Source organism: Acinetobacter sp. GW821-FHT01E09, assembly GCF_059422385.1.
This window is the reverse complement of sequence record NZ_JBWKWU010000001.1, coordinates 1,241,039-1,257,020: the sequence shown is the minus strand read 5'-3', so window position 1 is coordinate 1,257,020 and position 15,982 is coordinate 1,241,039. Positions and strand designations below refer to the sequence as shown.

The 15,982-nt window shown below is 39.0% G+C and carries 14 protein-coding genes; 8 read left to right on the top strand and 6 right to left on the bottom strand.

Annotated elements, in window-relative coordinates; genetic code table 11:
- Positions 1–593: 593 nt before the first annotated feature.
- From AC07U8_RS05795 to AC07U8_RS05785, 3 genes are all read right to left on the bottom strand, one after another.
- Positions 594–1,127 (bottom strand): Ivy family c-type lysozyme inhibitor, encoded by a 534-nt coding sequence (locus AC07U8_RS05795; protein WP_096733521.1) that lies wholly within the window; start codon positions 1,125–1,127, stop codon positions 594–596.
- A 60-nt stretch (positions 1,128–1,187) separates the two neighbouring features.
- Positions 1,188–1,640 (bottom strand): hypothetical protein, encoded by a 453-nt coding sequence (locus AC07U8_RS05790; protein ID WP_494737488.1) that lies wholly within the window; start codon positions 1,638–1,640, stop codon positions 1,188–1,190.
- Between the two features lie 112 nt (positions 1,641–1,752).
- Positions 1,753–2,349, bottom strand: a complete 597-nt coding sequence (locus tag AC07U8_RS05785; protein WP_494737487.1) for a DUF4189 domain-containing protein — start codon at positions 2,347–2,349, stop codon at positions 1,753–1,755.
- Between the two features lie 504 nt (positions 2,350–2,853).
- Between AC07U8_RS05785 and AC07U8_RS05780 the strand changes: the two genes are divergently transcribed.
- From AC07U8_RS05780 to AC07U8_RS05745, 8 genes are all read left to right on the top strand, one after another.
- Positions 2,854–3,276 (top strand): hypothetical protein, encoded by a 423-nt coding sequence (locus tag AC07U8_RS05780; RefSeq protein ID WP_494737486.1) that lies wholly within the window; start codon positions 2,854–2,856, stop codon positions 3,274–3,276.
- Between the two features lie 694 nt (positions 3,277–3,970).
- Positions 3,971–4,522: a type 1 fimbrial major subunit FimA gene (gene fimA / locus AC07U8_RS05775; RefSeq protein ID WP_016539504.1), complete on the top strand. Its 552-nt coding sequence runs from the start codon at positions 3,971–3,973 to the stop codon at positions 4,520–4,522.
- 52 nt (positions 4,523–4,574) lie between these two features.
- Positions 4,575–5,060 carry a hypothetical protein gene (locus AC07U8_RS05770; protein WP_494737485.1) on the top strand — a complete coding sequence of 162 codons (486 nt, stop codon included), beginning with the start codon at positions 4,575–4,577 and terminating at the stop codon, positions 5,058–5,060.
- 19 nt (positions 5,061–5,079) lie between these two features.
- Entirely contained in the window at positions 5,080–5,781 is a 702-nt protein-coding gene (locus AC07U8_RS05765) for a fimbria/pilus periplasmic chaperone (protein WP_494737484.1), read from the top strand.
- Positions 5,782–5,786: 5 nt separating this feature from the next.
- The gene (gene fimD / locus AC07U8_RS05760; RefSeq protein WP_494737483.1) at positions 5,787–8,405 is read left to right on the top strand and encodes an outer membrane usher protein FimD; all 2,619 of its coding nucleotides are present in this window, start codon (positions 5,787–5,789) and stop codon (positions 8,403–8,405) included.
- Between the two features lie 11 nt (positions 8,406–8,416).
- The gene (locus tag AC07U8_RS05755) at positions 8,417–9,427 is read left to right on the top strand and encodes a fimbrial protein (protein WP_096733514.1); all 1,011 of its coding nucleotides are present in this window, start codon (positions 8,417–8,419) and stop codon (positions 9,425–9,427) included.
- Between the two features lie 9 nt (positions 9,428–9,436).
- Positions 9,437–9,985 carry a fimbrial protein gene (locus AC07U8_RS05750; RefSeq protein ID WP_096733513.1) on the top strand — a complete coding sequence of 183 codons (549 nt, stop codon included), beginning with the start codon at positions 9,437–9,439 and terminating at the stop codon, positions 9,983–9,985.
- Between the two features lie 251 nt (positions 9,986–10,236).
- Positions 10,237–11,304: a helix-turn-helix domain-containing protein gene (locus AC07U8_RS05745; protein WP_494737482.1), complete on the top strand. Its 1,068-nt coding sequence runs from the start codon at positions 10,237–10,239 to the stop codon at positions 11,302–11,304.
- A gap of 166 nt (positions 11,305–11,470) precedes the next feature.
- Here the strand turns inward: AC07U8_RS05745 and AC07U8_RS05740 are convergent, their stop codons facing one another.
- The 3 genes from AC07U8_RS05740 to aptA form a co-directional block, all read right to left on the bottom strand.
- Positions 11,471–12,862, bottom strand: coding sequence for an amino acid permease (locus AC07U8_RS05740; protein WP_494737481.1), 1,392 nt, complete (start codon positions 12,860–12,862; stop codon positions 11,471–11,473).
- Positions 12,863–12,961: 99 nt separating this feature from the next.
- Positions 12,962–14,527, bottom strand: coding sequence for a CoA-acylating methylmalonate-semialdehyde dehydrogenase (locus AC07U8_RS05735; RefSeq protein ID WP_494737480.1), 1,566 nt, complete (start codon positions 14,525–14,527; stop codon positions 12,962–12,964).
- Positions 14,528–14,588: 61 nt separating this feature from the next.
- Positions 14,589–15,971 carry an omega-aminotransferase AptA gene (aptA, locus tag AC07U8_RS05730; RefSeq protein WP_494737479.1) on the bottom strand — a complete coding sequence of 461 codons (1,383 nt, stop codon included), beginning with the start codon at positions 15,969–15,971 and terminating at the stop codon, positions 14,589–14,591.
- Positions 15,972–15,982 lie beyond the last annotated feature (11 nt).

Genomic DNA, 15,982 nt, shown 5'->3' with positions numbered 1-15,982 from the left:
TTGTTTACTGTTAATTATCGCTAAGTAATGCTATTTTTTTATATGACTGTGTTGATGACAGACTCAGGGTTTTATACAAAATATTAATTCGAAATAACACAGTATTTTGAACAGTCGATTACTCTCTAACCAGCATATCTTTGCTACAACAAACCTAAGCTTTGAACACAGCTATTTATACAACACTAGATTGTAATTTTCCTGTAATTGCTGATTTTAAATCACAATGAATATTTTAATTGGTTCTCAATTCTTTTTTTATACTTTTGAATCCTAGATGGTTAGTCCTACCGTGGGGGCGACATGGATGTCGCCCTATGTGTGTAGGAATGCGGGGGTACAGGACGTACCCCTCGCCAAACATGAGCAAAAACAAAGCACGGCTTTGTTTTTGCTCATGTTTGGCATATCCCTACGAAAAGTGAGGCATCGCCTACGCAAAGATATTTAAACTTTGAAGGTAAGGAGTGGCATTGCAAGCTTTTTGATAATCAAACAATTTATTTCCCAATACAATTGATTTAATTAAAAATATTAATTAAAAGAAATTATTTTCTTGTATATGAGTTTTTTTACAGGTTGACTATAACAAATCAGCCTGCTGCACTTTCCGCAACCCATTGTGAAAATTTACTTGGAACACCTTTGGTATTTTCATCAAAGCCAAAGAACTTAACACCATCTTCAGTATCTGAATAAGCTGCCATGACTTTACCTGTTTTGGTATTGATCGCAATGACAGCCTTACTTGCACCCGCCCCACGTGGATCATAACCACTGCCTACCAGCCAATCACCTTGACGCTGCATTGCACTGGATACCACTAAAGCTGAAGTGATATTTGCATATGATTTACCAACTAATTGCTGAAAACGAGCTTTCCAAGGTGCTGCCTGTATAACGTCATGCGGGTGTTTACCATCTGGTTTCGCCATACCCGTTGTTGAAACAGGACGTGTACCGCACTTGCTTTTGATTTCTGACTCATAGCCGATATTACCAACTTCTTGTACATCGATAGTACGCCCAACCTTATCGGCACAGTCAGCCCATTGTTGTGGTGTTTTTGCCTGTGCAACAATTGGCGTAATCAGCATGCCCGCCAGTAAAAAACTAACAATTTTCATGATTTATTTCCTTTAAACTTTAAATATGTATTTAATTTAACATCGCGATAACAATGCGCTTTAATAACCTGAGCTTTTAACCAGTTTAGCTGTATCTGCTTTTTGGACTGATACCAATTTTGCCAGATCAGTACCATCACTTTCGCCCTTATAAACCGCATATTCTCCAACCGTTACAGTTGCATGTCCTGTATAGCCAATATAGCCTTCCTTAGGTCTTTTGTTGAGTTTTAATGCCTGAGCTACCTGTTGAGTGTCACTGAAACAAAACCAGCGTGAACGGCGATCATCCGGCTTACGCGGTATCAACTGATCTGAAGGTGCACTCGGATGAAAACAGATAACATCACCTGCCACTTCATCATCAAAATAATATGAATATTCTCCATTCACTGTAATTTGACCACGATATTGATCAAATTCCTGTGTGCTTTTTTGCAGTTTCAAGGCATCTGCATGTGCAAACAAGGGCAAAGCTAAAATACTGCCCAGTAAAAAATTAACCGCTTTCATCATTTTTATCCTTTAAAAAGATCCGATCTTTTATTTAAATATATTTTACTTCAAATACTTATCTCGGGTTTATCACAATAGGCGATGTTACTTAAAGCAGAACCGCTATGTATTACCACCAATAAAATATACTGGCGCCCGGCTCGTAATAAGTACTACATGCTGAGTAAACCACTTTACACTCTTGCTTGTTTTTACTTTGACATTCATAAGCAGCTAATGCTTTGGCGCCTGCGGGCGTACGATCAATTCTAATCACAGACTCTTGACCACCTTGAGTCGGATCAGCCAAGGCAACACATTTATTGTTATAGGTAAAGATGACTTCACAATTTTTACCTCCCTTTTTTTGGCAATTTTCCAAGGCTACTTTTTTTGCCCCACGTTCGGTTCGTGTCGCTTGGGCATAACCTGTAGGTCGAGAAGGTGCTGTCTTATCTTCAGCAATCGCGCCCCAACGTTTTTCCCAAAGTGAGGGTTCCCATTTATATGTGCCACCACCGCCACCACCATTACTACCGCCACTTGGAATCGGTGCACACCCTTGCAGGCCTTGCCCACCAATTGGATAATAACCAGGAGGACAATTGCCCTCTGCGGCCACATGGCCTGACCACATCAAAACAACAAACGCCAACACAAGCGTGTTTGCAATCCCCATGAATTGTTTAAAATAGTGTTGCTCTGTGATCGTGAATGTTTTAAACATAATAAAAGCCCTCATGGCCAATAATCATTAACAAATTGAATGATTACTATCCAAAATAACAAACAATATATGATCAATTTTCTGATTGATGGAATGTTAATATTTTATCTAACGTTCAAACTTAGATTAAAACTTCTACAACTTTTTTCTGCAAGCCCTTTTTTATTCATTAAATTTTCTCTAAGCATTCCCAGTAAGATTAAATGCAGAACGGCTAAACACAATAATTAAATCATGTGAAAAATCAACACAGAAACATATTTTTAAAACAGAAAAATATAGATAAACTTAAACACGTAATCACTCATTAAATCGCCAGCAAACATGCAACACATATAATGACTAGCCTGAATTGTGAAAAATAGTGCAATTTGATCACTCATCGGATTGTCTAAAAGCAGACTGACCGATTTGAATAAAGCGATAAAACAAAAATCGTCATGTATTTACATAGCAAGGAATGAAATGAAACTGACTAGGATAAGCACTTTACTGATATTGCCCATGGTATTAACGGCATGCCAATCCAGTACTGTGAATAAGCTGACAAGAGATCTGCCTTCTCCTGATGGTCGTTTTCATGTGGAAGTTCTTCAGTGCCGAGCCAATGATGTAATGTTTGGTGGCGCAACCCAAGTTCAGATTTCAGTTCTGAAAAAAGGTGAAACTGAAAAATGTCGTTCATTTATTCATGCTTTGGCGCAATTTGATGTAAAAACCATCGACTTTGGCGCAAAGGATAATGCTTTGCACATAGCGTGGCTGTCAGACACTGAACTTAGTGTGTGGCATCGTAGTTTTGCAACATCTCAAGGAAAGAATTATATAGGGCCTGATGTACAGCAAAGCCAAGCTAATTCTCCAATTAAAGTGATTTTTTCGCCTTTGGCTGCACAAATTGGAATGCCATCTCAGATAAAAAAATAAAGCGTTATACACAATAAACCGATGTATAAATCGTCTAGTTTTGAGTGCTGTTGTGATACAGCTGACGCTTATGGGTTAAGTCTGTCTTCCGAGCTATAGTCAAAGCACCTAATTATTCATACAAGTGATTTGCATCAAGTCATCAAGCATAAATGAAAATTATGTTTTGAATGAACTTTTATAAACAGTTGGTTATCAATTCATTTTTTGTACTTTTGAATCCTAGATGATGATCCTAACGTGTGGCGACATGGATGTCGCGCCCTTGTGTGTGGGAATGCGGAGGTACAGGACGTACCCTCGCCCAACTTCGAATATCCTATTTCATCAAGAATTTTATCTCGAACTCAGCTTAGATCTACAAATGCAATGAGCATTTTTGATCAAAAACCCCTCCCAACTTATATCAATATCAGGTAACAACACTCTACACAACACATCTAAAAAGAAGCCCTTCGGCTAATCATATTAACTCATATACTTTTCATAAAAAAAGATAAGGTCGTCAAATACAAAATAATCAGGCACAAAATACAAAGTTATCTATTGTGATGTGCGTCACTATAACACTGCATTTATTTAAGTACATTACTATTTTATTAAACAGTGCGACTAAATGTAATTTATTGAAATCATAAAAAATGATTTTAAATAAATATTAAAAATCAACCTTCAAAAATGAATGGGTTTTACTATGAAATTAGCTCTATTAAGTACTGCAACTTTATCTGCGTTAACGCTTTCTGTTTCAGCTTTTGCTGCTGATCCTGTAACAGTTAACGGCGGTACAGTACATTTTACTGGTGAAATCGTAAATGCAGCATGTGCTGTAAGTACAGAATCTTCAAATCAAACTGTTGATTTAGGCCAATACCGTACTGCACGTTTAGCTGTTGCTGGCGATAAAACAACTCCAGTACCGTTCCAAATCAAACTTGTTGACTGTGATCCAACAGTTCAAGCAACTGCTGCTGTTGCATTTTATGGTCAGTCTGTAACGTCTAATGCAAACTTACTTTCAGTTGCTGCTGGTGGTACAAACTCTACTGCTGCAACAAATGTAGGGATTGAGATTGCTGATGACACTTCAAAAATCCTAGGTGTTACTGGTGCTAGTTTCTCTACACCTAAAACATTGATCACTGGTGATAACACACTTCAATTCAGCGCTCGTTATGTAGCGACTGGTGCATCTACACCTGGTCAAGCAAATGCTGATGCAACTTTTGTAGTGAAATATGAATAATTTATCTGCCTAAGATAATTATTAACTACTTGATTACATGAGCTTATTTACCATGAAAAAGTATATAACCCTGATTGTTGGAATATTAGTAAGTACTCATATTTACGCAGAGAGTTATGTATTTGGTGGAAGAGCTCATTTTCAGGGAGTTTTGATAAATCAAAGCTGCTCAATCTTGATTGAGAATAATGCTGCTGTATCTATTAAAACTCCCAATTCTCCAATTCAAATCAATTTTTCATTATGTCCTGTGAGCATTTACGACAATCTTGCCATTGGTTTATCTCAACAAAATAAGCCAACCCATGAGATGTTTTATACAGATCCAAAAGCAAGAAATGATTTTGATATTCATCAAGAATTAAACATTCAAGATTTTGAACAGACCCGTCTGGATCAGAAATTTATTCGACAAATTGATCGACCTGAACGTTATGACAGTTTCGCTAAAAATAGGATTGGTATTCTCCTCAACCAAACCTCAGAAAAGCCATCCGCTCAAGCATCGAATATTTTAATTTCTGTTTTTTATCCATAAATGAATTCTAAGGACTTATATGAAACTGAACTTATTTAAAAATGGTGTTCTTAGTATAACCTTAGCCTGCTTAGCATCTACCAGCTTGGCCAATAACAATATTATTGGCGGTATATCACTTGGGGCAACTCGTGTTATTTACCCAACCGATGCCAAGCAAGTTTCATTAGCTATTGTCAACAGCAACAATAAAGAACGCTTTTTAATTAACTCATGGATTGAAAATAATTTAGATGAAAAATCAAAAGATTTTCTGATTACTCCGCCCTTATTTGTCGCAGAAGCAAATAGCGAAAATACATTAAGAATTGTCAATGTTGCCACCAACTTAGCACAAGATAGAGAGTCGGTATTTTGGGTCAATGTCAAGGCAATTCCTTCGATTGATAAATCGACTTTGACTGACAAGAATATTTTACAACTTGCTGTTTTATCTCGAATCAAACTGTTTGTTCGTCCAATAAATCTAAAAACCAAACCTGAAGCCGCATTAGAAACACTTAAGTTTTCAAAATCAGCAGAAGGAATCATGGTGAATAATCCATCTCCTTATCACGTTTCTTTTGTGAACGTTTTTGTTGATAACCAAAAAGTGCCAAATGTGATGGCGAGTCCTTTTGCTCAAACAAAAATTTCAGCGACTTCAGGCAATAAGCTGAGTTATCAAACGGTCAATGATTACGGTGGTTTAACGGCTAAAGTTGATTTAGAACTGAAGTAATAATTATGAATAGTCTATTTTCAATGCCATACAATGTTGTATGCGTAAGGAGAAATATCAAGCGATATCCAGTGGGTATCGCAGTGACTATGCTGATTTCAATCGTAGTCCCAAGAACCAGTCATGCAGAACAGGTGTTTAACCCTGCATTTTTAACAGATAACTTATCCAATTCACAAATTTCTGATTTGAGCAGATTTGAGAAATCGACCCATCAATTGCCGGGCGTGTACCGGGTTGATGTGTATGTCAACGATCAATATGCGTTTACCCGCGACATCAATTTTATTGAAAAATCAGGCATTCAAGATACAACGGGGTTATTTCCGTGTTTAGACAGCAAAACATTGCAGGGATTTGGGGTCAATATTGCCCAATACGAGCAATTGTCTAGCTCAAACCCACAATGTGTAGATTTTATTTCAATCATTGACGGTGCAAATAGCCACTTTCAATTTGATAAACAAAAATTATTGATCAGCTTGCCACAAGCGTCTTTACGCAACCAAATTCGCGGCTATATTCCACCCGATCAATGGGATGAAGGGATCAACGGCTTTTATACCAACTATAATATTTCGGGTTATGACAACTCTAAAACAGATACCAACAGTTTATTTTTACGTCTGGATAATGGACTCAATATTGGCTCATGGCAGTTCCGACATTCAGGCAGTTTTAACGCCAATTCACACAATGGTAAAACCACAAATCAATGGAATAATTTAAACACCTATGTACAAAAAACCATTATTCCTTTAAAAAGCCAACTGGTGATTGGTGACGGCTCAACAAGTAGCGAAATTTTTGATAGCTTTGGTTTCCGTGGCGCACATTTGTCGACTTCTGAAGCAATGTATCCAGACAGTCAGCAAGGCTATGCCCCTACAGTTCGTGGGGTTGCAAAAACCAATGCAAAAGTGGTGATTAAACAAAATGGTTTTGTAATCCATCAGGTAAATGTCGCACCCGGACCATTCCTTATCCAAGATTTAAATCCAACCTCAATCAGTGGTGACCTTTTGGTTACGATTGAAGAAAATGACGGTTCGATTCAAAGCTTTCAAGTGCCCTATTCAAGCCTTCCAGTGCTACAACGTGAAGGACGTACAAAATATAGTGTGGTGGTGGGTGAGTACCGTAGCGGATTGGATTCTCAAGATAATCCGTCATTGCTACAGGCAACAGCAATTCACGGTTTAAAAAATGGTATATCCGTTTATGCGGGGACACAATTATCAGAAAAATATAAGAGTGCATTGGTGGGTCTAGGTGCTAACCTCGGCGATTATGGTGCTCTGTCTTTTGACCTTACTCATGCGGACAGCGAGTTGGCGGATCGATCCACGAGCAGTGGGCAGTCTCTGCGCTTTTTATATTCAAAATCATTATTAAGCTCTGGAACCACCTTCCAGTTATTGGGCTATCGTTATTCCACCAAAGGTTTCTATACCTTAAATGATGTTGCTTATAATCGTATGAGTGGCTATCACGTTTCCGAAACTCAAGACGGAAATCAAGCCAATACCCCGATCATTACGGATTACTACAATTTATATAATTCTAAAAAAGGTCGCTTTGAAGTCAATATCTCGCATTCACTTGGCAACTATGGTTCTTTATTTGTCTCCGGAAATCAGCAAACCTATTGGGACACCAACAAAAAAAATGAATGGGTTCAAGCGGGTTATGCAAACTCATGGAAAGCACTGAATTATTCATTCTCAGTCAGCCGTAATAAATATTCTGAGATTAATCAAAGTGACACCATGTATGCCATGAATCTGTCTTTCCCATTAGATAAATTATGGCCGAAAGCGAATTTCCGTAATCATCCAATCCAAAATGCATACAGCACTTTTTCGACCACACAAAATTCAAATGGGAATGAGTCCTATATGGCAGGTTTAAGTGGCACCTTACTGAAAGATCGTAATTTAAGTTATAGCATCAATCAGGGACAAGTCAGTAAGCAAGGCGATATTGGTTCAGTCAGCCTAAATTACAATGGCAGTTACGGTACTTTAGGTGCAGGTTATAGCTACGAAAAGAACTCAAATCAATTTACCTATAACGCATCTGGCGGTATTTTAGCGCACCGTGATGGGATTACCTTTGGTCAACCGTTAGGTAGCACCTCAATTTTGGTCAAAGCACCCGGTGCAAAAGGTGTAAATATCGAAAACTATACCGGCGTTAAAACCGATTGGCGTGGATATGCCATCGTTCCTTATGCCACTGAATATCGTGCCAATCGTGTTGCACTCAATTCAAATACTTTCAGTAATAATCTCGAAATCAGCAATAACGTTGAAAATGTCGTTCCAATCAAAGGGGCGATTGCCAGAGCGACGTTTAATACCAGTTTAGGTGTTAGAGCACTTATCACCTTATCGCATAACGGCAAGTTTATCCCGTATGCAAGCAGTGTAATCGAAAAGGAAAGTTCAGCCACCAGTATCGTTGCAGATGATGGACGAGTTTATTTAACAGGACTTCCGCTCAAAGGCACACTGCAAGTGAATTGGGGTGAATCTGCTGAAGGAAAATGTTTGGCAAACTACGATATTTCAGACATGGATCTCAGCAAACCCGTTATTCAATTTGATCTTGAATGTCAATAAGGAGAGATCATATGAAATTTAAGCTTTTAATTTCTAGTATGTTGTTGCTTACTTCTGCCCCATCTTTTGCAGTTGTCTGTTGGAACAGTAAAGGGAACGGTGTGGTGGATGAAGTTTTTTATGATCTATCCAATAGTTTCAACAGCTCCAATAATGCTGTAGGTAAAATTGTAGAGCTTAAAAGAAACTTTAGTTCACAGGTCTATGGAACCTGCCCAGTTCATAACTCCAGTATTAGTCGAAATAGAACCATGCGTAGTTATGTTTCTGACCACTCTGTGGTAGAAACCATTGATCGATATAAATACTTGCCGATCAACGATTATTTGGTCGGTGCCATGAAAATTACCGATAGCTTCGCAGGAGACTTTTATCCGCCTGCAAACTATGTACAGATGGGTACAGACCCCAATGTAAGTAGAGGTCAACCCTTTGGTATTTGGGATTCAAACTTTACCTTCCGCCTCAAAGTGATTAAACCTTTTATTGACTTTGTGCCTATTCCGAAAAAAACCATGTTTACTGTGTATGTCACAACAGGTTCAGCAGATCCTTTAAGTATCCCTGTTTATAAGATCAGTTACAGCGGTTCTATTACGGTTCCACAAAGTTGCAAAATTGGCACAGGTGACTTTTTAGAAATTAAGTTTGGGGAAATTCCAGCCTATGCCTTTAGTCAGGCAGGTCCAGGCAATAAACCCAACAATGTCAATAAACAGAGTCATACCTTAGCAATTCAATGTACCAATATTGATGCCCAAGCAATGCTGACACTTCGGCTTGAGGCTGAAAAAGCCACTGGAGATATGATGATCTCAGATAATCCAGATATTGGCTTTAAGATGTCAGATCAAAACGACAATGTGTTATTGCCCAATAATATCAATAGTGTGATTCCGTTTAATCTCAATCAACAACCAGCCAACGTGACCATCAAAGCTTGGCCCGTCAGTATCACTGGAAATAAACCAGTAATTGGTCCGTTTAAGTCTAGAGGATATCTCAGAGTGGATTTTGATTAGGAGACCACCATGAAAAACAGAGCAAGATATATGGCAGTTGCCACAACGATATGTTGTTTAAATATTCATCAACTCTCTCATGCTCAAAATAGCAATGTAGAGCTGGGTCGAGTGAATATTGAGCTTTCAGGGATCGTGACGACAGCAACATGTGGCGTGTTAAGTTCTGAACAAGATAAATATATACAGCTTGGCACTGTTGCCAGCAAAGACTTACCCAGTGTAGGCAGCCAATCGAAGCCTACACCAATCCATTTTGAGATGAGTAACTGCCCACCGAATGGATCTGTGACCATCACTTTTGAAGGGCCTCGAAATAACGAAAATGCTGAACTTTTAGCGCTCGATGCCTTAACCAATAAAGCTGAAAATATTGCCATAGAAATCCGAGATCAAGATAAAAAAAGACTGCCTTTAGGTAAGAAAAGCGAAGCCTTTAGTACAGATATCAATGGCAATGTTTCAGCACTCTTTTATGCAAATTATATTGTGACCAAAGCGCAAGCCCTTGCAGGCATTGCAAATGCAAATGCTCAATTTTCTATTCAATATGATTAAACGCATAACGCGATTCATGATTGACGGTTAACACGATTGAATATTCAAACTCTTTAAGGCGAAGCATTAAGAATTCATCATTCTTATTTGAACAACATAGAAAATAGCTGACAACTTTTATCTATTTTCATCATTCAAATCTCCGCACCGCTTTAAAGAAAAATGAATAGCGCGAATACAAAGACAAATCTTTGATTACTTTAAATAAAAAATAAATACACAGAAACATCGAATGAGTATTGGGAGAATTCATGAAAACTTTTTTTAAAATAAAAAGTGTGAATAAAGGAATGGCACTTTTATTAGACGATTTCTGTAAAAAAAAAGGCTTAGATGTTTCAAGCGATGCTGAATATTCACTCAATGATCACATTCCATTTGGAGAATGGCTTAAGAGAATAAAACAAATCAATAAACAATTTCCCCAAATTGGTGTTGGATTAGACATTGGTGCTTTAGCTCAGCCAAAACACATCGGCATTGTGGCTTATATGGCACAATCAAGTGACACTTTATTTGACTATATTGAAATACTGTCTCAATACGAAAAACTTTGGTTTAACTACATCCCCAAAAAAGTCCAGCTTGACGAACACTACTTTTCAATCTCGTGGGACAAACCCGCCTATTTGCAAGTGGGTTTATATATTGAAGAAACCACCATCGTTGAAGAAATACAGGTATCTACGCTCTACCACCATTTACAACAACTCATTGATTCAGATGAAAATATTTTTCATCGTTTAGAGCTTGCGATACCTAGGCCCAATGATATAAAAAAATACCAACAACTGTTTAAATGCCCCATTAGATTTAATGCGAAAAAAACTCAGATTGTTTTACCCAACTCATTATTGGATGTCCAATTAAAATATTATGACCCTATTCTTTTAGACATATTATTGAATCATGCCGATATAATGCTCAGTAAAATGCCACAAGAAGATTCTTTTTTAGAGCTGATCACACTAAGGACGATACAAGCACTTGAACGCAATGATGTGCAAATTCACACTATCGCAAAATCGTTAAATACCTCTGCCCGCATGTTGCAAAAAAATTTAAAAAGCAAAGGGCTATCATTTAAAGACATCCTCAGTAATATTCGTCAAAATTTAGCCAAAAAACATCTTCAAAATCCTACAATCTCCATTACAGAAATTGCTTTTTTACTCGCCTATAAAGATCAAACCTCGTTTAATCGTGCTTTTAAAGACTGGAATGGCGTCTCACCTTCCATGTGGAGAAAACAAAACATCAATAATAAACGCGATATAAATGAAAAGTTTGACACGGAACTCGATAGGTTTGATGCCTAACTGGCTAAAATCGCTTAACTCACGATAAAGTAACGTAGATGATATAGTTTAAGTTATTGATTTTTTTACTTTTAATAAATGAAATTATAACAAGCAAACTTTGTACTGCTGGTTTTATCCTTAACCTACAAAGTTTGCTGCTTGTTCTGCGCTGTTTAATGATGATTTAATCCAAATGGACGGCCATACGCTTCGCGGTTTTATTCTTGCGTGTCACCATCAGACCACAAATCACCACAATGGAGGTTACCCCTAAGGACAAAGTCGTTTCATAACTATATTGAGGCGATAAAAACATATAGCCCAATACACTCATAATCACCACAATGACAAACCATGTCAGCCAAGGAAATAACCACATTTTAAAGGTCACTTGAGCGCCTATTTTTTCCAGTTTAGCTCTTGAGCGTAGTTGTGACACAGCAATGACTAAATAAACCACTAAGGCAATTGAACCGGTTGTTGAAAGTAAAAATCCAAAAACTTGCCCAGGAAACATATAATTCACGGCGCAACAAATCAGTCCAACCAAGGTTGAAGCAAACACTGCGATTGTTGGTACACCTGCATCATTAATTTTAGTCACAACTTTCGGGGCTTCTTGACGTGCACCCAATGCAAACAGCATCCGTGAAGAAGTATATACAGCCGCATTCATACAACTTGCCACCGCAATAAACACCACCATGTCCATAATCAATTTGGTTTGCGGCACATTGAGGCTGACCAAGACATACTGAAAGGTCCCCAATTTTTGTAAATCAGGCGAACGCCAATCGACTAAAGCCACTGCTAGAAAAATCGAAACGACAAAGAATAAAATGATGCGATACAGCACCAGATTGGTGGCACGTTTAATTTTCTCTTGTGGATTTTTAGACTCTGCCGCAGCAATCGACAGAATTTCAACACCAAAAAATGAAAATGCTGAAATTAAAATCGCCGAGAGAACACCACCCATGCCATGCGGCATAAAACCGCCATTTGAAAATAAATGCCCCACACCGCTGACATCACGAGCCAAAGGCCAAAGACCGAATACAGCCGATGCACCAATCACAATAAACAGCAGTATCGCAACCACTTTAATTAAAGCAAACCAAAACTCAAACTCACCAAAACTTTTAGTACTAAAGAAATTGGCTAAACTGAGTAAAATAATAAAAGCAAAAGCATAAATAGCACTGGAAACTTGAGGAAACCATGCATGTAAAATTTCCGCACCAGCAATTGCTTCAATAGGGATTACCAAAACCCAAAACCACCAATACAACCAACCCACGGTAAAGCCAGCCCAAGGGCCAATTGCTTTACGTGCATAAGTGGAAAATGAACCTGTATCTGGTTGAGCAACGGCCATTTCACCGAGCATACGCATCACAAAAAAAACGATAATACTGGTAATAATATAAGCCAGTACAGCAGCAGGCCCTGCTTTGGCAATTGCAGCTGAAGAGCCGACAAATAAACCTGCACCAATAACGCCACCGATACTAATCATCGTGATATGTCGGTTGGAAAGTCCTTCACCTAATTTTGTTGTTTTAACACCATTCATATTTTATTCCTTAAAAATACTTTTAAAATCGTGATTTACATTATTAAATCCTTATTCAAAAGAGAGAAAATCGATAATCTTCCCTCTATACAGCAAAAATTAATTTAAAGTTGGCATTGAAAACTGCTTGGCTTCACGAACGTGTGTAGCTGGCCAGCGCTGGGTAATGGTTTTACGACGTGTATAGAAACGCACTCCATCTGGCCCATAGGCATAGAGGTCACCAAATAACGAACGTTTCCAGCCACCAAAACTATGATATGCAACAGGTACAGGCAATGGCACATTTATACCGACCATTCCCACTTGAATGTGGTGACTAAAATAGCGCGCAGCCTCCCCATCACGGGTATAAATACAGGTACCATTTCCATACTCATGGTCATTAATCAGTTGCATTGCTTCATGCATGGTTTCTACACGAATCACTTGTAAAACAGGGCCAAAAATTTCTTGCTGATAACTGGTCATGTCTGATGAAACCTGATCAATCAGCGTTGGGCCAACAAAAAAACCTGTTTCATAACCGACAGGTTTGGCGTCACGACCATCGACAACGATTTTAGCACCTTGGCGTTCAGCACTTTGGATAAAAGCTTGAACTTTATCTTTATGTGCTTGAGAAATGAGCGGTCCAAAGTCATTTTGTTGATCTGTATAATGACCAAACTTGAGTTGTTGCATTTCGTGAGTCAGTTTTTCAATCACCAGATCCGCAATTTCATCGCCAATTGCCACGGCAACAGATAAAGCCATACAGCGTTCACCTGAGGAGCCAAAAGCTGCACCTAATAATGAGTTCACCACATTATCAATATCCGCATCGGGCATGATAATCGCGTGATTTTTTGCCCCACCTAGTGCCTGACAGCGTTTGCCTGCTGAAGTTGCTGTACGATAAATATATTCAGCAATCGGGGTTGAACCAACAAAGCTGATCGCTTGAATATTTGGATGATGTAATAAGGCATCCACTGCTTGTTTATCACCATTGATGACGTTAAACACACCATCGGGTAAACCTGCCTGTTTAAGTAATTCCGCCAAATATAATGCTGCGGATGGGGTTTTTTCAGAAGGTTTTAAAATAAAGCAGTTTCCGCAAACAATCGCCATTGGGAACATCCACAATGGCACCATTGCTGGAAAATTAAATGGTGTAATCCCAGCAACCACGCCTAAAGGTTGAAATTCACTCCATGAATCAATATCTGGGCCAACATTTTTTGAGTATTCACCTTTTAAAAACTCAGGTGCACCACATGCATATTCAACATTTTCAATTCCGCGTTGTAACTCACCTTGCGCATCATGGCAAATTTTTCCATGTTCCTGTCCAATCAACTCACAGAGTTTTTCAGCATTGTCTTCTAGCAGTTGTTTAAACTTAAACATCACTCGTGCACGTTTAATCACAGGGGTATCACGCCATGCTGGAAAAGCCTGTTGTGCAATGTGAACCACGTGATTGACTAAGTCGCTATCTGCAAGCGCAACTTCTTTGCTGATCGCACCAGTGGCTGGGTGGTATACAGCTTGTGTTCTTGAGGTCTTGCTTACAAGTCCCCCTTGAATAAAATGCCCAACCAGTGTGATCGGTTGCACTGCTTCAACTGTTTCGGTATTAGACGGCTCGCCATCACTAAAATTTTCTAAATTGTTCATTACTTTTCCTTGTCTATGGTCTATCTGTTCCGTGTAGCTTTGCTTAGGGGGCTCACCCAAGTTATTTCACCTGATAAAGTGCTTCACCTACGGCATTCATCAAGCTGCTTAATTGCGCTTCTGTGCTGTTAAACATAGGACCAAACTGAAGGGTATCCCCGCCAAAACGCACATAAAAACCTGCTTTCCACAGCTTCATTCCAATTTCAAAACCTCGAATCGTGGCATCACCATCACGCGGTGCCAATTGCAAGGCACCAATCAATCCGCAGTTACGGATGTCGACAATATGGGGGGAACCTTTTAATTCATGGACAAGCTTTTCTAAAATTGGCGCTAAGTCAGCAGATTGCGAAATTAAATTTTCTTTTTCGAGTACATCTAAGGTGGCGAGAGCAGCGGCACAGGCAACAGGATGGGCCGAATAGGTATAGCCATGGGTAAATTCAATCGCATGTTCAGGTAGCTCTTGCTGCATAAACGCATTGTAAATTTCATGACTTGCCACCACACCACCTAATGGAATTGCGCCATTGGTAATCTGTTTAGCAAAGGTCAAAAGATCTGGTGTAACCCCAAAATGTTCAGCCGCAGTCCATTTACCAATACGCCCAAAGCCAGTGATCACCTCATCGAAAATCAGTAAAATATCGTGTTGGTCACAAATTTCACGTAAACGTTGTAAATAGCCGACTGGTGGCACGATACAGCCTGCGGAACCTGAAACTGGTTCTACAATCACTGCTGCAATATTAGAAGCATCATGCAATTCAATCAGTTTGAGCATTTCATCTGCCAGCTCAACCCCACCCGTCTCCGCACAGCCTTTGGTAAAACTTAAATGCGCTTGCAAGGTATGAGGCAAATGATCAACATCCATCAATTGACCAAACATTTTACGATTTCCGCCAATGCCACCTAGACTGGTTCCCGCTACGTTTACACCGTGATAGCCACGTGCCCGTCCAATCAATTTGGTTTTGCTTGGTTTGCCCTGAATACGCCAATATGCACGTGCCATCTTGATCGCAGTATCCGCAGATTCTGAACCTGAGTCGGTAAAAAATATATGTTGTAGTTTTTCAGGCATCAACTGAATAATTTTTTCAGCCAATTGAAAAGATAAAGGATGTCCAAATTGGAATGCAGGTGAATAATCCAATTTTGCCAATTGCTTACTCACAGCCTGTTGGATTTCAGGTCGTGTATGTCCTGCACCACACGTCCATAATCCTGACAATGAGTCATAAATCTCTCGTCCATTACTGTCAACTAAATACGATCCTTTTGCACCCACGATCATGCGCGGATCTTTATGAAAATTACGATTTGCAGAAAATGGCATCCAATGGGCTTGATAATTTAAGTTCATCTGCACATTTGACTGACTGGCTTCCAATGCGTCATCACGGTCATTTGAGGTATCGATATCAAACATAAGCACTCTTCTTGTTT

Excerpts from the sequence above, each read along its gene's own strand:
- AC07U8_RS05750 (WP_096733513.1), top strand. The coding sequence starts at position 9,437 with ATGAAAAACAGAGCAAGATATATGGCAGTTGCCACAACGATATGTTGT.
- AC07U8_RS05790 (WP_494737488.1), bottom strand. The coding sequence starts at position 1,640 with ATGAAAGCGGTTAATTTTTTACTGGGCAGTATTTTAGCTTTGCCCTTG.
- AC07U8_RS05735 (WP_494737480.1), bottom strand. The coding sequence starts at position 14,527 with ATGAACAATTTAGAAAATTTTAGTGATGGCGAGCCGTCTAATACCGAA.
- fimA (WP_016539504.1), top strand. The coding sequence starts at position 3,971 with ATGAAATTAGCTCTATTAAGTACTGCAACTTTATCTGCGTTAACGCTT.
- AC07U8_RS05780 (WP_494737486.1), top strand. The coding sequence starts at position 2,854 with ATGGTATTAACGGCATGCCAATCCAGTACTGTGAATAAGCTGACAAGA.
- AC07U8_RS05795 (WP_096733521.1), bottom strand. The coding sequence starts at position 1,127 with ATGAAAATTGTTAGTTTTTTACTGGCGGGCATGCTGATTACGCCAATT.
- AC07U8_RS05745 (WP_494737482.1), top strand. The coding sequence starts at position 10,237 with ATGAAAACTTTTTTTAAAATAAAAAGTGTGAATAAAGGAATGGCACTT.
- AC07U8_RS05755 (WP_096733514.1), top strand. The coding sequence starts at position 8,417 with ATGAAATTTAAGCTTTTAATTTCTAGTATGTTGTTGCTTACTTCTGCC.
- AC07U8_RS05770 (WP_494737485.1), top strand. The coding sequence starts at position 4,575 with ATGAAAAAGTATATAACCCTGATTGTTGGAATATTAGTAAGTACTCAT.
- AC07U8_RS05740 (WP_494737481.1), bottom strand. The coding sequence starts at position 12,862 with ATGAATGGTGTTAAAACAACAAAATTAGGTGAAGGACTTTCCAACCGA.
- AC07U8_RS05785 (WP_494737487.1), bottom strand. The coding sequence starts at position 2,349 with ATGTTTAAAACATTCACGATCACAGAGCAACACTATTTTAAACAATTC.
- fimD (WP_494737483.1), top strand. The coding sequence starts at position 5,787 with ATGAATAGTCTATTTTCAATGCCATACAATGTTGTATGCGTAAGGAGA.
- AC07U8_RS05765 (WP_494737484.1), top strand. The coding sequence starts at position 5,080 with ATGAAACTGAACTTATTTAAAAATGGTGTTCTTAGTATAACCTTAGCC.